This window comes from Candidatus Arcticimaribacter forsetii (assembly GCF_910589745.1).
GTDB lineage: Bacteria > Bacteroidota > Bacteroidia > Flavobacteriales > Flavobacteriaceae > Arcticimaribacter > Arcticimaribacter forsetii.
In genome coordinates this window covers 703,771-717,748 of record NZ_OU342399.1, presented here as the reverse complement: position 1 = coordinate 717,748, position 13,978 = coordinate 703,771, and the positions used below count along the sequence as shown (strand labels likewise).

At 37.4% G+C, this 13,978-nt stretch carries 24 protein-coding genes; 1 reads left to right on the top strand and 23 read right to left on the bottom strand.

Translation table 11 applies throughout. The annotated features are described in order from the left end of the window. Genes rplR through rpsL form a run of 21 tightly spaced genes read right to left on the bottom strand, consistent with a single transcriptional unit; the run spans nt 1 to nt 10,988 of the window. Nucleotides 1-354: a 50S ribosomal protein L18 gene (gene rplR / locus NG655_RS03410; RefSeq protein WP_252157946.1), complete on the bottom strand. Its 354-nt coding sequence runs from the start codon at nt 352-354 to the stop codon at nt 1-3. Between the two features lie 10 nt (nt 355-364). After that, nucleotides 365-907, bottom strand: coding sequence for a 50S ribosomal protein L6 (gene rplF / locus NG655_RS03405; protein ID WP_252157945.1), 543 nt, complete (start codon nt 905-907; stop codon nt 365-367). Between the two features lie 19 nt (nt 908-926). Continuing rightward, nucleotides 927-1,328 carry a 30S ribosomal protein S8 gene (gene rpsH, locus NG655_RS03400; protein WP_252157944.1) on the bottom strand — a complete coding sequence of 134 codons (402 nt, stop codon included), beginning with the start codon at nt 1,326-1,328 and terminating at the stop codon, nt 927-929. A 15-nt stretch (nt 1,329-1,343) separates the two neighbouring features. Beyond that, the gene (gene rpsN / locus NG655_RS03395; protein ID WP_252157943.1) at nt 1,344-1,613 is read right to left on the bottom strand and encodes a 30S ribosomal protein S14; all 270 of its coding nucleotides are present in this window, start codon (nt 1,611-1,613) and stop codon (nt 1,344-1,346) included. 1 nt (nt 1,614) lies between these two features. After that, nucleotides 1,615-2,166 (bottom strand): 50S ribosomal protein L5, encoded by a 552-nt coding sequence (gene rplE / locus NG655_RS03390; RefSeq protein ID WP_252157942.1) that lies wholly within the window; start codon nt 2,164-2,166, stop codon nt 1,615-1,617. 2 nt (nt 2,167-2,168) lie between these two features. Then, nucleotides 2,169-2,480, bottom strand: a complete 312-nt coding sequence (gene rplX, locus NG655_RS03385) for a 50S ribosomal protein L24 (protein WP_252157941.1) — start codon at nt 2,478-2,480, stop codon at nt 2,169-2,171. An 11-nt stretch (nt 2,481-2,491) separates the two neighbouring features. After that, nucleotides 2,492-2,860, bottom strand: coding sequence for a 50S ribosomal protein L14 (gene rplN, locus NG655_RS03380; RefSeq protein WP_252157940.1), 369 nt, complete (start codon nt 2,858-2,860; stop codon nt 2,492-2,494). 1 nt (nt 2,861) lies between these two features. Then, the gene (gene rpsQ / locus NG655_RS03375; protein WP_252157939.1) at nt 2,862-3,119 is read right to left on the bottom strand and encodes a 30S ribosomal protein S17; all 258 of its coding nucleotides are present in this window, start codon (nt 3,117-3,119) and stop codon (nt 2,862-2,864) included. Beyond that, nucleotides 3,109-3,321 carry a 50S ribosomal protein L29 gene (gene rpmC, locus NG655_RS03370; RefSeq protein ID WP_252157938.1) on the bottom strand — a complete coding sequence of 71 codons (213 nt, stop codon included), beginning with the start codon at nt 3,319-3,321 and terminating at the stop codon, nt 3,109-3,111. Before rpmC ends, rpsQ begins: the two co-directional genes overlap by 11 nt. 15 nt (nt 3,322-3,336) lie before the next feature. Beyond that, nucleotides 3,337-3,756, bottom strand: a complete 420-nt coding sequence (gene rplP / locus NG655_RS03365) for a 50S ribosomal protein L16 (protein ID WP_252157937.1) — start codon at nt 3,754-3,756, stop codon at nt 3,337-3,339. Between the two features lie 26 nt (nt 3,757-3,782). After that, nucleotides 3,783-4,502, bottom strand: a complete 720-nt coding sequence (rpsC, locus tag NG655_RS03360; RefSeq protein ID WP_252157936.1) for a 30S ribosomal protein S3 — start codon at nt 4,500-4,502, stop codon at nt 3,783-3,785. 1 nt (nt 4,503) lies between these two features. Continuing rightward, nucleotides 4,504-4,908 (bottom strand): 50S ribosomal protein L22, encoded by a 405-nt coding sequence (rplV, locus tag NG655_RS03355; RefSeq protein WP_252157935.1) that lies wholly within the window; start codon nt 4,906-4,908, stop codon nt 4,504-4,506. 6 nt (nt 4,909-4,914) lie between these two features. Then, nucleotides 4,915-5,193 carry a 30S ribosomal protein S19 gene (gene rpsS / locus NG655_RS03350; protein WP_252157934.1) on the bottom strand — a complete coding sequence of 93 codons (279 nt, stop codon included), beginning with the start codon at nt 5,191-5,193 and terminating at the stop codon, nt 4,915-4,917. A 6-nt stretch (nt 5,194-5,199) separates the two neighbouring features. Further along, nucleotides 5,200-6,024, bottom strand: coding sequence for a 50S ribosomal protein L2 (gene rplB, locus NG655_RS03345; protein ID WP_252157933.1), 825 nt, complete (start codon nt 6,022-6,024; stop codon nt 5,200-5,202). 9 nt (nt 6,025-6,033) lie between these two features. Then, nucleotides 6,034-6,324, bottom strand: a complete 291-nt coding sequence (gene rplW, locus NG655_RS03340) for a 50S ribosomal protein L23 (RefSeq protein ID WP_252157932.1) — start codon at nt 6,322-6,324, stop codon at nt 6,034-6,036. 4 nt (nt 6,325-6,328) lie between these two features. Next, on the bottom strand, nt 6,329-6,961 hold the full coding sequence (gene rplD / locus NG655_RS03335) for a 50S ribosomal protein L4 (protein ID WP_252157931.1): 633 nt from the start codon (nt 6,959-6,961) through the stop codon (nt 6,329-6,331). Further along, entirely contained in the window at nt 6,961-7,578 is a 618-nt protein-coding gene (gene rplC / locus NG655_RS03330) for a 50S ribosomal protein L3 (protein WP_252157930.1), read from the bottom strand. The genes rplD and rplC overlap by 1 nt, the downstream gene beginning before the upstream one ends. A 55-nt stretch (nt 7,579-7,633) precedes the next feature. Continuing rightward, the gene (gene rpsJ / locus NG655_RS03325) at nt 7,634-7,939 is read right to left on the bottom strand and encodes a 30S ribosomal protein S10 (protein WP_252157929.1); all 306 of its coding nucleotides are present in this window, start codon (nt 7,937-7,939) and stop codon (nt 7,634-7,636) included. A 12-nt stretch (nt 7,940-7,951) separates the two neighbouring features. Next, nucleotides 7,952-10,078, bottom strand: coding sequence for an elongation factor G (fusA, locus tag NG655_RS03320; RefSeq protein WP_252157928.1), 2,127 nt, complete (start codon nt 10,076-10,078; stop codon nt 7,952-7,954). Nucleotides 10,079-10,108: 30 nt separating this feature from the next. Then, on the bottom strand, nt 10,109-10,585 hold the full coding sequence (gene rpsG / locus NG655_RS03315; protein ID WP_252157927.1) for a 30S ribosomal protein S7: 477 nt from the start codon (nt 10,583-10,585) through the stop codon (nt 10,109-10,111). Between the two features lie 28 nt (nt 10,586-10,613). After that, entirely contained in the window at nt 10,614-10,988 is a 375-nt protein-coding gene (gene rpsL / locus NG655_RS03310) for a 30S ribosomal protein S12 (RefSeq protein ID WP_252157926.1), read from the bottom strand. 453 nt (nt 10,989-11,441) lie between these two features. Here rpsL and NG655_RS03305 point away from each other — a divergent pair, with 453 nt between their 5' ends. Next, on the top strand, nt 11,442-12,221 hold the full coding sequence (locus tag NG655_RS03305) for a TonB-dependent receptor plug domain-containing protein (RefSeq protein ID WP_252157925.1): 780 nt from the start codon (nt 11,442-11,444) through the stop codon (nt 12,219-12,221). A 104-nt stretch (nt 12,222-12,325) separates the two neighbouring features. Here the strand turns inward: NG655_RS03305 and NG655_RS03300 are convergent, their stop codons facing one another. Continuing rightward, the gene (locus tag NG655_RS03300) at nt 12,326-12,916 is read right to left on the bottom strand and encodes an aminotransferase class IV (RefSeq protein ID WP_252157924.1); all 591 of its coding nucleotides are present in this window, start codon (nt 12,914-12,916) and stop codon (nt 12,326-12,328) included. Continuing rightward, complete coding sequence (locus tag NG655_RS03295) at nt 12,900-13,871, bottom strand: aminodeoxychorismate synthase component I (RefSeq protein WP_252157923.1); 972 nt, start codon at nt 13,869-13,871, stop codon at nt 12,900-12,902. Before NG655_RS03295 ends, NG655_RS03300 begins: the two co-directional genes overlap by 17 nt. Between the last annotated feature and the right edge of the window lie 107 nt (nt 13,872-13,978).

Genomic DNA, 13,978 nt, shown 5'->3' with positions numbered 1-13,978 from the left:
TTAGAATTTAAGTCCAGCTTCACGCGCACCTTCAGCTAGAGATTTAACACGTCCGTGATACAAGTATCCTCCACGGTCAAAAGTGACCTTAGTGACACCTGCTTTAAGAGCTTTTTCGGCAACTAATTTACCTACAGCTACAGCAGTGTTTGATTTGTTATCTTTATTTTCAATTTCTTTATCTCTTGAAGAAGCAGCAACTATTGTTTTACCAGTGGTATCATCAATTAATTGAGCATAAATTTCTTTATTACTTCTGTACACGGATAAACGTGGAGCCGCAGTAGTACCACTTACGGTCTTGCGAATACGCATGCGGATTCTTAATCTTCTCTTTTCTTTAGTTAACGCCATTGCTTTTGTCTTATGCAGATTTACCTGCTTTTCTTCTTAATTCTTCACCTACAAATTTAACTCCTTTACCTTTGTAAGGCTCTGGTGGTCGGAACGATCTAATTTTAGCGGCAACAAAACCAACTAATTGCTTATCGAACGATGTTAATTTGATGATTGGATTCTTTCCTTTTTCAGAAATAGTTTCTACTTTAACCTCTGGAGCAACGTCCAAAAGGATGTTGTGAGAAAAACCTAAAGCTAAATCTAATTTCTGCCCTTGGTTACTGGCGCGGTATCCTACACCTACCAACTCTAATTCTTTTGTAAATCCTTTAGACACACCTTCAATCATGTTGGCTACTAATGCACGATATAAACCGTGTTTAGCTTTGTGATCTTTGGATTCTGAATTCCTTTTAACAACGATGGTGTCGTCAGAAACTTCAAAAGAAACTCCACTGTAATCTTGCTCGAGTTCTCCTAAGTTACCTTTAACGACAACTTTGTCTGCTTGAATATCTACCGTTACACCGGCTGTGATACTGATCGGATTATTACCAATTCTAGACATTGTTTTTTTCTTTTATGATTTAATAAACGTAACACAATAATTCACCACCTACTTTTTCTTGCTTCGCTTGCTTCCCGGTCATTACACCATTTGAAGTTGAAACGATTGAGACACCAAGACCATTTAGAATTCTTGGAAGTTCAGTTGATCCAGCATACTTACGTAGACCAGGTGTACTGATTCTTTGAATCTTTTTAATCACAGGTTGTTTAGTAGTTTGATCATATTTCAATGCGATCTTAATGCTTCCTTGGTTGTTATCAGTTTCTTCAAACTTATAACTAAGGATATATCCTTGATCGAAAAGAATCTTCGTGATCTCTTTTTTTATTTTTGAGGCAGGGATGCTCACCACACGGTGACCAGCTGCACTTGCATTACGAATTCTTGTTAAAAAATCTGCTAACGGATCTGTATACATAGCTTCCTTATTTTATTACCAACTGGCTTTAGTTACACCTGGAATAAGACCATTATTGGCCATTTCTCTAAAAGTTACCCTTGATATGCCAAACTGACGCATATATCCTTTAGGTCTTCCGGTTAATTTACAACGATTGTGCATGCGTATAGGCGATGCGTTTTTTGGGAGTTTTTGAAGTCCTTCATAATCTCCAGCTTCTTTCATAGCTTTACGCTTTTCAGCATATTTTGCAACAGTCTTAGCTCTTTTTACTTCACGAGCTTTCATTGATTCTTTAGCCATCCTAGTTCTTTTTAAAGGGAAGTCCCAATTTGTTCAATAATGATTTCGCTTCTTTATCGGTACCAGCAGAAGTAACAAAGGTAATATCCATACCATTGATTTTGTTTACTTTATCGATGTCGATTTCAGGAAAAATAATTTGTTCTGTTATTCCAAGGTTGTAGTTACCACGTCCGTCGAACCCAGTAGCTTTAATTCCTTGAAAATCACGTACTCGTGGAAGAGCAACAGTTACTAGACGATCAAGGAATTCGTACATACGGTCACCTCTTAAAGTAACTTTAGCACCAATTGGCATTCCTTTACGTAATTTAAAAGAAGCAACATCCTTCTTAGAAATTGTAGAAACGGCTTTTTGTCCTGTAATTGTTGTTAACTCGTCTACTGCGTAGTCGATTAATTTTTTATCAGATACTGCAGCTCCTACACCCCGGCTGAGAACAATTTTCTCTAGGTTTGGAACTTGCATTACATTCTTATACCCAAACTCCTCGGTTAGGGCACTAACGATACGATCGTTAAATTCTTGCTTTAGTCTTGGTTGATAGCTCATAACTAAATTACTTCATTAGATTTTTTCGAAAATCTTACTTTTTGATCTCCCTCCATACGGTAACCTACACGTGTAGCTTGACCATCAGCGGTTAATAAAGTAAGGTTTGAAATTTGTATTGGAGCTTCCTTTTCTTGAATTCCTCCTTGAGGGTTTTCTGCACTTGGCTTAGCGTGTTTCTTTACAAGATTTACACCTTCAACAATTGCTTTGTTAGAGTCACGTAACACTTTCGCTACTTCACCTTCGGCACCTTTGTGCGCTCCAGCGATTACTCGAACTTTATCCCCTTTTTTAATTTTAATTTTATTCATGATCTTGAGTCTTAAAGCACCTCAGGTGCTAGTGAAACAATCTTCATAAACTGCTTGTCACGTAATTCACGGGCAACTGGCCCAAATACACGTGTTCCAATCATTTCTCCTGTTGGGTTCAATAACACGCAAGCGTTGTCATCAAAACGGATATATGATCCATCAGCTCTACGAACTTCTTTGGTGGTTCTAACTACAACTGCAGTAGCAACCTGTCCTTTTTTTACAGTACCTGAAGGTGAAGCTTCTTTTACTGTAACTACAATTTTATCTCCAAGAGAAGCATATCTTCTTTTGGTTCCACCAAGTACTCTAATAGTAAGTACTTCTTTGGCTCCAGTATTATCGGCTACCTTTAACCTTGATTCTTGTTGTAACATCTTACTTAGCTCTTTCTAATATTTCTACAAGTCTCCAGCACTTTGATTTACTCAAAGGTCGAGTTTCCATGATTTTAACGGTATCACCGATGTTGCAATCGTTTGTGTCGTCGTGTGCAACATATTTTTTGGTCTTAAGTACGAACTTCCCATACATCGGGTGTTTTACTCGTTTAACTTCAGAAACAACAATAGATTTCTCCATTTTGTTACTGGTTACAACACCAATTCTTTCTTTTCTTAGATTTCTATTTTCCATTTTCTACTAAGCTTTCTTGTTCTCTTTCGGTTATAGCAGTAAGGAGACGGGCCACGACTTTGCGTGCGGCTCTAAGCTGCAATGGATTCTCTAGTGGAGTAATGGCATGTGCCATACGCATATCAGTCAATTGTTTTTGACTCTCTGCTAGCTTATCTCTTAAGTCCTCTAAAGAAAGGTTTTTTATTTCAGATTGTTTCATAATGCTTTCGCTGTTTTAAGCTTGAAAATCTCGAGCAACGATATATTTAGTTTTTACAGGCAATTTTTGTGCTGCAAGACGTAATGCTTCTTTTGCTACATCGTGAGGTACTCCCGATATTTCAAATAAAATACGTCCTGGTTTAACAACAGCAACGAAATATTCTGGTGCCCCTTTACCTTTACCCATACGTACTTCTAATGGCTTTTTAGTAATTGGCTTATCCGGAAATATTTTTATCCATAGCTGACCTTCACGTTTCATATAACGAGTTGCAGCAATACGTGCAGCTTCGATTTGACGAGAAGTTATAAATTTCGCATCAAGTGACTTGATACCAAACATTCCATTTGAAAGCTGACTTCCTCTTTGCGCTAGACCTTTCATACGGCCTTTCTGTGCTTTACGGAATTTTGTTCTTTTAGGTTGTAACATGATTACCTACTTAATTACTTATTCAATTATTTTCTGCGTCGTTGACGTGAATTATTATTCTTTGCACCTCCTGGTGAATTCGTCTTTTTAGACATTCCAACTAAGGGTGAAAGCTCACGCTTTCCGTATACCTCACCTTTCATGATCCAAACTTTAATCCCTAATCTACCGTATGTTGTATGTGCTTCAACAAGTGCATAATCAATATCAGCTCTAAAGGTAGATAATGGAATTCGACCGTCTTTGTAAGTTTCAGAACGTGCCATCTCCGCACCGTTTAAACGACCAGAGATTTGAACTTTAATTCCTTCAGAATTCATACGCATCGCAGCTGCAATAGCCATCTTAATCGCTCTTCTGTAAGAAATACGACCTTCGATTTGACGAGCAATACTTGCTCCTACTAAACGTGCATCTAATTCTGGACGTTTGATTTCAAAGATGTTGATTTGAATTTCCTTAGAGGTAATTTTCTTCAACTCTTCTTTCAATTTATCAACTTCTTGTCCGGCTTTACCGATAATAATTCCTGGACGAGCAGTAGTGATTGTTACCGTGATTAATTTAAGCGTACGCTCAATAATTACGTTTGAAACACTAGCCTTAGCTAAACGTGCATGAATATATTTACGGATCTTATAATCTTCAGCGATTTTATCGCCGTAGTCATTTCCTCCATACCAGTTTGAGTCCCATCCACGGATGATTCCTAAACGTATTCCTATTGGGTTAGTTTTTTGTCCCATATTAGTTGTCTAAATTGTTTGATCCTAAAACTAAAGTCACATGATTCGAACGTTTACGAATTCGATGTGCTCTTCCTTGTGGTGCTGGACGTAGTCGTTTTAACATACTTCCTCCGTCTACACGAATTTCCTTTACAAAAAGAGCTGCTTTTTCTATATCTCCGTCCTCATTCTTAGCTTGCCAGTTTGCAAGAGCAGAAAGTAAAAGTTTCTCTAATCTACGAGAAGCTTCTTTTGGATTAAATTTTAAAATAGCAAGTGCTTTGTTAACTTCTTCTCCTCTTACTAAATCTGCAACTAGTCGCATTTTACGAGGTGATGTTGGACAGTTATTTAGTTTAGCAAAAGCAAGCGATTTTTTCGCTTCTTTAATAGCTTCTGCTGCTAGTCTTTTACGATTTCCCATGAGCTATTATTTTTTACCTTTATTTTTGGCTCCACCATGTCCACGATACGATCGTGTTGGTGAAAATTCGCCAAGTTTATGTCCTACCATATTCTCTGTAACATATACAGGAATAAATTGTCTTCCGTTGTGTACTGCAATTGTTTGTCCCACGAAATCAGGAGTAATTAAAGAGGCACGAGACCATGTTTTAATAACTGACTTACTGTTTGACTCTACATTAGCCACTACCTTTTTTTCAAGGCTGTGGTGTACAAAGGGTCCTTTTTTTAATGAACGTCCCATAGTTGTTTATTTTTTTCTACGTTCGATAATAAATTTACTACTCGCTTTTGTCTTGGAACGCGTACGGAATCCTTTAGCAGGCACTCCATTACGGTTACGTGGGTGTCCTCCAGATGCACGGCCTTCACCACCACCCATTGGGTGATCGACAGGGTTCATTGCAACAGGACGTGTACGTGGACGTCTTCCTAACCAACGAGAACGACCGGCTTTACCTGAAACAAGTAATTGATGATCTGAGTTCGATACAGCTCCAATTGTAGCCATACAGGTTACTAAGATTAAACGTGTTTCTCCGGACGGTAATTTAACCGTTGCGTATTTTCCATCACGTGCCATTAACTGAGCAAAAGATCCTGCACTTCGTGCAATACTAGCTCCAGCTTCTGGACGTAATTCTATACAAGAGATAATTGTTCCTAATGGTATAGCAGATAATGGAAGTGCATTTCCTACTTCTGGAGAGGCTGACGCTCCAGAGGAAACTTCTTGTCCTACCTGTAAACCATTTTGAGCGATGATGTATCGCTTCTCCCCGTCTTTGTATTGCACAAGTGCAATAAATGAAGTACGGTTTGGATCGTATTCAATCGACAATACTTCTGCAGTAACATCAAATTTGTTACGTTTGAAATCGATGATACGATATCTTCTCTTGTGACCTCCACCAACATGGCGCATGGTCATTTTTCCTGTGTTGTTTCTTCCACCACTACGCTTCTTCGGAGCCAACAAACTCTTCTCCGGCTTATCAGTAGTAATTGCGTCAAATCCATTTACTACTCTAAAACGCTGCGCGGGTGTTATCGGTTTTAATTTTCTAACTGACATGTGACGCTGTTAAAGATTACTATAAAAATCAATAGCATCCCCATCGGCAACCTGAATGATTGCTTTTTTGGTGCTATTCGTTTTTCCTTTTTGAAGACCTGTTTTGGTGTAACGTGTTTTACGCTCAGCACCATATCTTAAGGTTCTTACTTTTTCTACAGAAACTCCATAAGTTGCTTCTACTGCTTTCTTGATCTCTACTTTGTTAGAAGTGGTTGAAACAAGAAAAGTATAGCAATTGTTCATTTCGCTATCTGCTGTTGCTTTCTCGGTAATGATAGGCTTGATTAAAATACTCATAACGCTATGCTTTGTTCAAAAGGGTTTCTATTCCGGCAACTGCACTTTCAAATAAAACCAAACTGTTTGTATTGACTATTTTGTAAGTGTTTAATTCTGAGCTTGTTACGGCTTGAGAATGTTTTATATTGCGCGATGACAAATATACATTTTTATTTGGCTCAGCCAACACTACAACAGACTTTTTGTTTTCAAGTCCTAAAGACTTTAAAACATTAAGATAATTTGCAGTTTTTGGAGTGTCAAATTGAAAGTCTTCTAAAACGATAATTGCGTTCTCTTGAGCTTTAATTGTTAAAGCAGATTTACGCGCTAAACGCTTAACTTTCTTATTTACTTTTTGGCTATAATCACGAACACGTGGACCAAAAACACGACCTCCACCTCTAAAAAGTGGATTTTTTATAGACCCTGCACGAGCTGTACCGGTTCCTTTTTGTTTTTTAATCTTACGTGTACTTCCTTTGATTTCACCACGTTCTTTGGCTTTATGAGTACCTTGACGTTTGTTTGCAAGATGTGATTTTACATCTAAATAAACAGCGTGCGTGTTAGGCTCAATACCGAAAACAGCTTCTGAAAGTTTAACTTTCCTTCCTGTTTTTTTTCCTTGAATGTCTACTACAGCTACTTCCATTATTTCTCAACGATTACATAAGCGTTTTTGTGACCAGGAACTGCTCCTTTAACAACAAGTAGGTTCTTTTCAGCAACTACTTTTAACACTTTTAAGTTCTGTACTTTTACTTTGTCAGTTCCCATTTGACCTGCCATACGCATTCCTTTGAATACACGTGCAGGATAAGAAGCTGCTCCAATCGATCCCGGTGCACGTAGACGGTTGTGCTGACCGTGGGTCGCTTGACCTACTCCAGCAAAACCATGACGCTTTACAACCCCTTGGAAACCTTTTCCTTTAGATGTTCCTGATACATCAACAAACTCACCTTCTTTAAAAAGCTCAACTGTTAATGTGTCTCCTAATTTGTACTCTTCTTCAAAATCTTGGAATTCAACGACTTTCTTTTTAGGTACAGTGTTGGCCTTTTTGAAGTGCCCAAGAGCAGCGTTAGTTGCTCTCTTTTCTGCCTTGTCATCGAAACCAAGTTGAAGCGCGCTATACCCGTCAACCTCTTCGGTTCTGACTTGGGTAACCACGCATGGTCCTAGCTCAATTACCGTACAAGGAATATTTTTCCCTTGCTCGTCAAAGAGGCTGGTCATACCGATTTTTTTTCCTATTAACCCAGACATATTGATTATTTAATTAATTAATTATTTATTTTTTACTCGTAGTAATTACTTGTACTTAAACTTTGATCTCTACTTCTACTCCACTTGGCAATTCAAGCTTCATTAAAGCATCAATTGTTTTAGAAGACGAACTGTAGATGTCCAATAAACGCTTGTAAGAACACAATTGAAATTGCTCTCTTGACTTCTTATTAACGTGAGGTGAACGTAATACAGTAAAGATTTTTTTGTGTGTTGGTAATGGAATAGGACCCGTTACTACAGCACCTGTAGTTTTTACTGTTTTTACAATTTTATCAGCAGATTTGTCTACTAAGTTGTAATCGTAAGATTTTAATTTAATTCTAATTTTTTGACTCATCGTACTAATGATTTAAGATTTTTGACCGTTAACCTCTGCAATTACCTCTTGCGAGATGTTAGCTGGAGTTGCTTCGTAATGTGAAAATTCCATAGTAGAAGTTGCTCTACCTGATGAAAGTGTTCTTAATGAGGTTACATAACCGAACATTTCTGAAAGTGGCACTAAAGCTTTTACAACTTTAGAACCTGCACGATCATCCATGGCATTTACTTGTCCACGACGTTTGTTAAGGTCTCCTACAATATCTCCCATGTTTTCTTCAGGAGTCAATACTTCAACTTTCATGATCGGCTCCATTATTACAGCTTTCGCTGCTTTTGCTGAAGCTTTAAAGCCCATTTTAGCTGCTAATTCAAAGGATAGTGAATCTGAATCCACTGGGTGGAATGATCCATCCTTTAAAGTAATTTTCATTGCATCAACTTCGAATCCAGCTAAAGGTCCATTTAACATGGAATCTTTAAATCCTTTTTCAACTGCTGGTACATATTCTTTGGGAACGTTACCCCCTTTGATTAAGTTGATAAATTCAAGTCCAGTTTTACCTTCTTCTGCAGGCTCAATTGTAAATACAATATCTGCGAATTTACCACGTCCACCAGATTGCTTCTTATAAACCTCACGGTGTTCTGCTGAAGCAGTAAGTGCTTCTTTGTATTCTACTTGTGGCTGACCTTGGTTAACCTCTACTTTAAATTCTCTTCTTAAACGGTCCACGATAATATCTAAGTGAAGCTCTCCCATTCCAGAAATAATAGTTTGGCCAGAAGCCTCATCTGTTTTTACTTGGAAGGTAGGATCTTCTTCGGCTAGCTTTCCTAGAGCCATACCTAACTTATCTACATCTGCTTTTGTTTTTGGTTCAACAGCAATACCGATTACTGGATCTGGAAAGTCCATAGATTCCAAAATAATTGGGCTCTTTTCTGCTGATAAAGTATCTCCAGTTTTGATGGATTTAAATCCAACTGCTGCTCCAATATCTCCTGCTTCGATATAATCGATAGAGTTTTGTTTATTTGAGTGCATCTGGTAAATACGTGAAATACGTTCTTTTTTACCGGAACGGTTGTTCAATACATAAGAACCTGCATCTAAACGACCAGAGTATGCACGGAAGAAAGCTAAACGTCCTACGAAAGGATCTGTAGCAATCTTAAATGCTAGTGCTGCAAACGGTTCGCTTACAGATGGTTTTCTTATAATTTCAACTCCAGTTGATGGATCAGTACCTGTAATCCCTTCTTTATCTTCTGGTGAAGGTAAATAGCGACATACAGAGTCTAATAAAAATTGAACTCCTTTGTTTTTAAAGGCAGATCCACAAACCATAGGAATAATAGACATATCCATTACTGCTGCTCTCAATGCTGCGTGCACTTCGTCTTCAGTAATTGAATCTTCATCTTCCATGAATTTTTCAAGAAGGTTCTCGTCATAACCAGCAACTTCTTCAATAAGAAGTGCTCGGTATTTTCTTGCCTCTTCTTTCATATCGTCTGGAATCTCCACTACGTCAAACGTAGAACCAAAGTTATCATCGTGCCAAACAATTGCACGGTTTTTAACTAGGTCAACAATACCTCTGAAGTCTTCTTCGTCACCAATGTTAAGTACAATTGGCACTGCGTTAGACTTCAACATTTCTTTTACTTGGGTACAAACACCAAGGAAATTTGAACCTTGACGGTCCATTTTGTTTACGAATCCAATACGAGGCACTTTGTAGTTATCTGCTAATCTCCAGTTTGTTTCAGATTGTGGCTCAACACCATCAACTGCTGAAAACAAGAAAACCAACCCATCGAGTACACGAAGAGAACGGTTAACCTCCACGGTAAAATCAACGTGGCCGGGAGTATCAATAATATTAAAGTGGTATGGTTTTGTATCGTTTAAGGACTTACCTTGTTCCGTAGGGAAGTTCCATGTACAAGTTGTAGCAGCAGAGGTAATGGTAATACCACGCTCTTGCTCTTGCTCCATCCAGTCCATAGTAGCTGCACCATCGTGCACTTCTCCAATTTTATGACTTACACCTGTGTAAAATAATACACGTTCTGTAGTCGTGGTCTTTCCTGCGTCAATGTGAGCAGCAATCCCAATATTTCTTGTAAATTTTAAATCTCTTGCCATGATAAATGTATCAGTAGTTGTTGTTTACGTTTAGAATCTAAAATGTGAAAAGGCTTTGTTTGCTTCTGCCATCTTGTGCGTATCTAAACGCTTCTTAACAGCAGCACCTTCTTCTTTAGAAGCTGCAAGTACCTCATTCGCTAAACGCAAAGCCATAGTTTTTTCGTTACGCTTACGAGCGTAAGAAATCATCCATTTCATTGCAAGTGATACCTTTCGGTCTGGACGAATTTGCATTGGAATTTGGAAGGTTGCTCCACCAACACGACGGCTACGTACTTCTACGTGAGGCATCACATTGGAAAGTGCTTCTTTCCATATTTCTAATGGGGTTTTTTCTTCGTCTTGGTTACGTTCCTCTACGATCGCCATAGCGTCGTAAAAAATTCGGAAAGCAACTGATTTTTTTCCGTCCCACATGATCATGTTCACAAAACGCGTAACCAATTGGTCATTAAATTTTGGATCCGGTAGTAATGGACGTTTTTTTGCTTGTCTTTTTCTCATAATTGATGCTTAAAGAGTTGATGTTTTTTTACTTCTTTGGTCGTTTTGCTCCGTATTTAGATCTTCTTTGAAGACGGCCTTCTACTCCGGCTGTATCCAATGCTCCTCTTACGATGTGATAACGAACACCTGGTAAATCTTTAACTCTTCCGCCACGTACCAATACTATCGAGTGCTCTTGGAGGTTATGTCCTTCTCCAGGGATGTATGCATTGACTTCTTTACCATTGGTCAAACGAACACGTGCTACTTTACGCATTGCTGAATTTGGTTTTTTAGGAGTCGTAGTGTAAACACGAGTGCATACTCCTCTTCTTTGTGGACACGAATCCAAAGCAGCCGATTTACTCTTCTTGGTAATGGTGACTCTTCCTTTTCGTACTAATTGTGCAATAGTTGGCATATATATTTTTATATTATTCCCTTTTTAAAGGGCTGCAAATGTAAGAATCTTTTTTTAGGATTCAAACTGATTTAACCTAAAAAATAAAGGTTTAGGATTTTTTTATTAACAATTAGAAAAAACTTGAATTAAATAAAGGGAAACTTATTCCTTATCTCTCACAAAAAAATTGGATTTAAATTCCAAGAAAAACAATCCGTATACACTACCTCTCTTTTCATTAAAATAGCTGCTCTTTTTATGGAAAAATTAACTTTTAAAAAGTATAAAAACTCAATAATTAATATAATGAATAATTAATGCTTAAAATGACCCTTAAAAACTGAAAATCATAGGATATACGAATAATTTAGACAGGTTATTAGTTTGGTTTTAACATAATATTGTGACTTTTCACAACAAATTAAAATCAAATTAAATCAGAAACTTTATTTCTTTTTATCCCTTATTGGGATGTTTACGTTTTCCGTAGGGAATGCGCAACAAAAGACTGTATCGGGAACGGTACTCGATGATCTTGGAGGGCCTCTTCCAGGGGCTACCATTTTAGTAGACGGAACAACCCGGGGGTCTACCTCCGATTTTGACGGAAATTATAGTATTGAAGCTTCTCTAGGGGATGTGCTTATAGTTAGCTATATTGGTTATTCTGACCAACGCATCGTAATTGGAAGCCAAGATAGTTACAGGGTAACACTTGTAACTGATAATGAGTTAGATGAAGTTGTTGTAACTACTGCATTGGGCATAACAAGAACCAAAAAAAGTCTTGGATATGCAACCCAAACAGCTGGTGGAAGTGATATCTCAGATGTGAAAGCAACTAACATCTTTGATGCATTATCTGGAGAAGTTGCAGGGTTAGATATTAAATCTTCAGGAACTCTAGGAGGAAGTACAAACATAATTATACGTGGATCTTCATCTGTTACTGGAAATAACCAAGCTCTTATAATAATTGATGGCACACGCTTAATAAATTCTACTGGGAATACGAATAATCAAACTAAAGGAAGAGGTGGATATGATTACGGAAATGCTGCATCTGACATTAATCCTGACGATATTGCGACTATGTCTGTTTTAAAAGGTGGAGCTGCAACAGCATTATACGGATCAAGAGCTTCAAACGGAGCTATAATTATTACAACTAAAAAAGGACGTAAAGGAACAAAAGGTTCGGGAATATCAATATCTTCATCTGTTATGGTAGGTTCTGCTGATAGCTGCTAGCAGCTCAATTGGTGGAGATTTACAAACTACAAAAATATTTTGGGATGTAAACTAAACCAGTTACCAACTAAATTTTATAAAACCACCCATAAAGGGTGGTTTTTTTATACAATCCCCCCAACAGCTTCAAATTGGTTTTCTTCAAACGGATTCAGCGCGTTGACCAGCTGGAAAGAAATAAAATCTGAAAGGTCATTAACATGAATCTGCATGGGTATTACTCGTTGTTGGTCAATTAAAAACTCCCTTTGAACCCCTTCAAAAAGAGGCTTTTCTGGAGTAACCCACTTAGTTCCGTCAAATAATAAAATATTACAATAAGAAGTATCGGTTAAAAACCCGTTTTTGGTTAGCAAAACGTCATCACAGTCCCCTCGAAGTTTATAGGCGTTATCAAGACCCGATCGGTCGGTAAACTTATGATCGTAAGAATAAGAATCGATTTCTATTAGTTTTAAACATTCTATCTTTCTTGAGGTATAAGGAAGTAATTCAAAAGTAAACCGGTCTTTATTATATAAGAAGCGTAATTTATATGATCTTTCTTTAGGCAATTCTGGAATCATGGAGTTTAACTGCCAAGCACACTTTTTCTTAAACATATAAAGATAGGAACGCTCTAAGCGTTTTTGATGGTATTGGAGCAAATGAACGTTACCTCCTTCAACTCGAATAGACTCAAACAGTGGGTACATATATTTTATCTAAAAGTTCTTGAAACTCTTCCTTACAATTGCTTTGAGCTGTAATTCCTCCTCCACTCCTGTAAAAAAAAGAGTCGTCTTTTTTCTCTAAAAACCGAATGGCTACAGCGCTGTCCAGATTGGTACCGTCAAAGAAACCATAAATACCGGTATAATAACCTCGTTCGCCATCTTCAACAGATTTAATAATTTCCAAGGTCTTTTTTTTAGGAGCTCCAGAAATAGAACCTGCCGGGAGCATGTCCCACAAAAGGCTCCCCAGATTATTCTTCCAATCGGACTTAAGAACGCCTTCAATTTCTGAACTAACTTGAAGCAGGGTTTCATCTTCGGTTTGTATCTGATCTATATAACGAAAGCGATTCACACGAACTTCTTTAGCATAAGTAGACAAGTCGTTTCTTATTAGATCGACAATTGTAGCGTGTTCAGCGATTTCCTTTGGATTGCTCAATACTTTTTCTTGAGCATTTATAACTGAAGAGGAAATTGTTCCTTTCATTGGGTAAGAAAAAATTTTACCATCAATTATTTTAACAAAACACTCGGGGGAGTAACTAACGAAATCGTCTTTGTATAGTAATTTATAAGGACTGATCGATTGGTAGAAAAGATCTTTTAAATTTCCGTCAAAATCAACTTCTGTGGGAAAAGTTAAGTTAACAAGGTAACTGTCTCCTCTAAAAAGATGCTCCTGAACTTTTTTAAATGCTTTTTCGTACCGTGCAGCTTTGGGTTTTTTAAGATTTAAATTCAGGTTACATTCATCCACCGCTTCTTGATTAACATTAGATGTATCTTTAATAGCGAATAAAACTCCTTGTTCTTTAGCTTCCTCCAAAGAAAAAACCACAGGTTTTTTCTTTTCAAAATCAATCAAAAAGAAAAAGGGTTGATTTGAAGAAGAAAAATAATTTACCCTATTAATGAAGTCTATTGTAGTCATAGAATAACATGAAATCTTTTACAAAGATAATCGAACTTAATAGGAACCACATTTAAAGTATTCAATTAATTTACAATTATTCAAAATCATTTCTAAACAAAAATTAA

Bases quoted from the DNA above. Each gene is read 5' to 3' on its own strand.
- rplR (WP_252157946.1), bottom strand. From the start codon at position 354: ATGGCGTTAACTAAAGAAAAGAGAAGATTAAGAATCCGCATGCGTATT.
- rplF (WP_252157945.1), bottom strand. From the start codon at position 907: ATGTCTAGAATTGGTAATAATCCGATCAGTATCACAGCCGGTGTAACG.
- rpsH (WP_252157944.1), bottom strand. From the start codon at position 1,328: ATGTATACAGATCCGTTAGCAGATTTTTTAACAAGAATTCGTAATGCA.
- rpsN (WP_252157943.1), bottom strand. From the start codon at position 1,613: ATGGCTAAAGAATCAATGAAAGCTCGTGAAGTAAAAAGAGCTAAGACT.
- rplE (WP_252157942.1), bottom strand. From the start codon at position 2,166: ATGAGCTATCAACCAAGACTAAAGCAAGAATTTAACGATCGTATCGTT.
- rplX (WP_252157941.1), bottom strand. From the start codon at position 2,480: ATGAATAAAATTAAAATTAAAAAAGGGGATAAAGTTCGAGTAATCGCT.
- rplN (WP_252157940.1), bottom strand. From the start codon at position 2,860: ATGTTACAACAAGAATCAAGGTTAAAGGTAGCCGATAATACTGGAGCC.
- rpsQ (WP_252157939.1), bottom strand. From the start codon at position 3,119: ATGGAAAATAGAAATCTAAGAAAAGAAAGAATTGGTGTTGTAACCAGT.
- rpmC (WP_252157938.1), bottom strand. From the start codon at position 3,321: ATGAAACAATCTGAAATAAAAAACCTTTCTTTAGAGGACTTAAGAGAT.
- rplP (WP_252157937.1), bottom strand. From the start codon at position 3,756: ATGTTACAACCTAAAAGAACAAAATTCCGTAAAGCACAGAAAGGCCGT.
- rpsC (WP_252157936.1), bottom strand. From the start codon at position 4,502: ATGGGACAAAAAACTAACCCAATAGGAATACGTTTAGGAATCATCCGT.
- rplV (WP_252157935.1), bottom strand. From the start codon at position 4,908: ATGGGAAATCGTAAAAGACTAGCAGCAGAAGCTATTAAAGAAGCGAAA.
- rpsS (WP_252157934.1), bottom strand. From the start codon at position 5,193: ATGGGACGTTCATTAAAAAAAGGACCCTTTGTACACCACAGCCTTGAA.
- rplB (WP_252157933.1), bottom strand. From the start codon at position 6,024: ATGTCAGTTAGAAAATTAAAACCGATAACACCCGCGCAGCGTTTTAGA.
- rplW (WP_252157932.1), bottom strand. From the start codon at position 6,324: ATGAGTATTTTAATCAAGCCTATCATTACCGAGAAAGCAACAGCAGAT.
- rplD (WP_252157931.1), bottom strand. From the start codon at position 6,961: ATGGAAGTAGCTGTAGTAGACATTCAAGGAAAAAAAACAGGAAGGAAA.
- rplC (WP_252157930.1), bottom strand. From the start codon at position 7,578: ATGTCTGGGTTAATAGGAAAAAAAATCGGTATGACCAGCCTCTTTGAC.
- rpsJ (WP_252157929.1), bottom strand. From the start codon at position 7,939: ATGAGTCAAAAAATTAGAATTAAATTAAAATCTTACGATTACAACTTA.
- fusA (WP_252157928.1), bottom strand. From the start codon at position 10,078: ATGGCAAGAGATTTAAAATTTACAAGAAATATTGGGATTGCTGCTCAC.
- rpsG (WP_252157927.1), bottom strand. From the start codon at position 10,585: ATGAGAAAAAGACAAGCAAAAAAACGTCCATTACTACCGGATCCAAAA.
- rpsL (WP_252157926.1), bottom strand. From the start codon at position 10,988: ATGCCAACTATTGCACAATTAGTACGAAAAGGAAGAGTCACCATTACC.
- NG655_RS03305 (WP_252157925.1), top strand. From the start codon at position 11,442: ATGTTTACGTTTTCCGTAGGGAATGCGCAACAAAAGACTGTATCGGGA.
- NG655_RS03300 (WP_252157924.1), bottom strand. From the start codon at position 12,916: ATGTACCCACTGTTTGAGTCTATTCGAGTTGAAGGAGGTAACGTTCAT.
- NG655_RS03295 (WP_252157923.1), bottom strand. From the start codon at position 13,871: ATGACTACAATAGACTTCATTAATAGGGTAAATTATTTTTCTTCTTCA.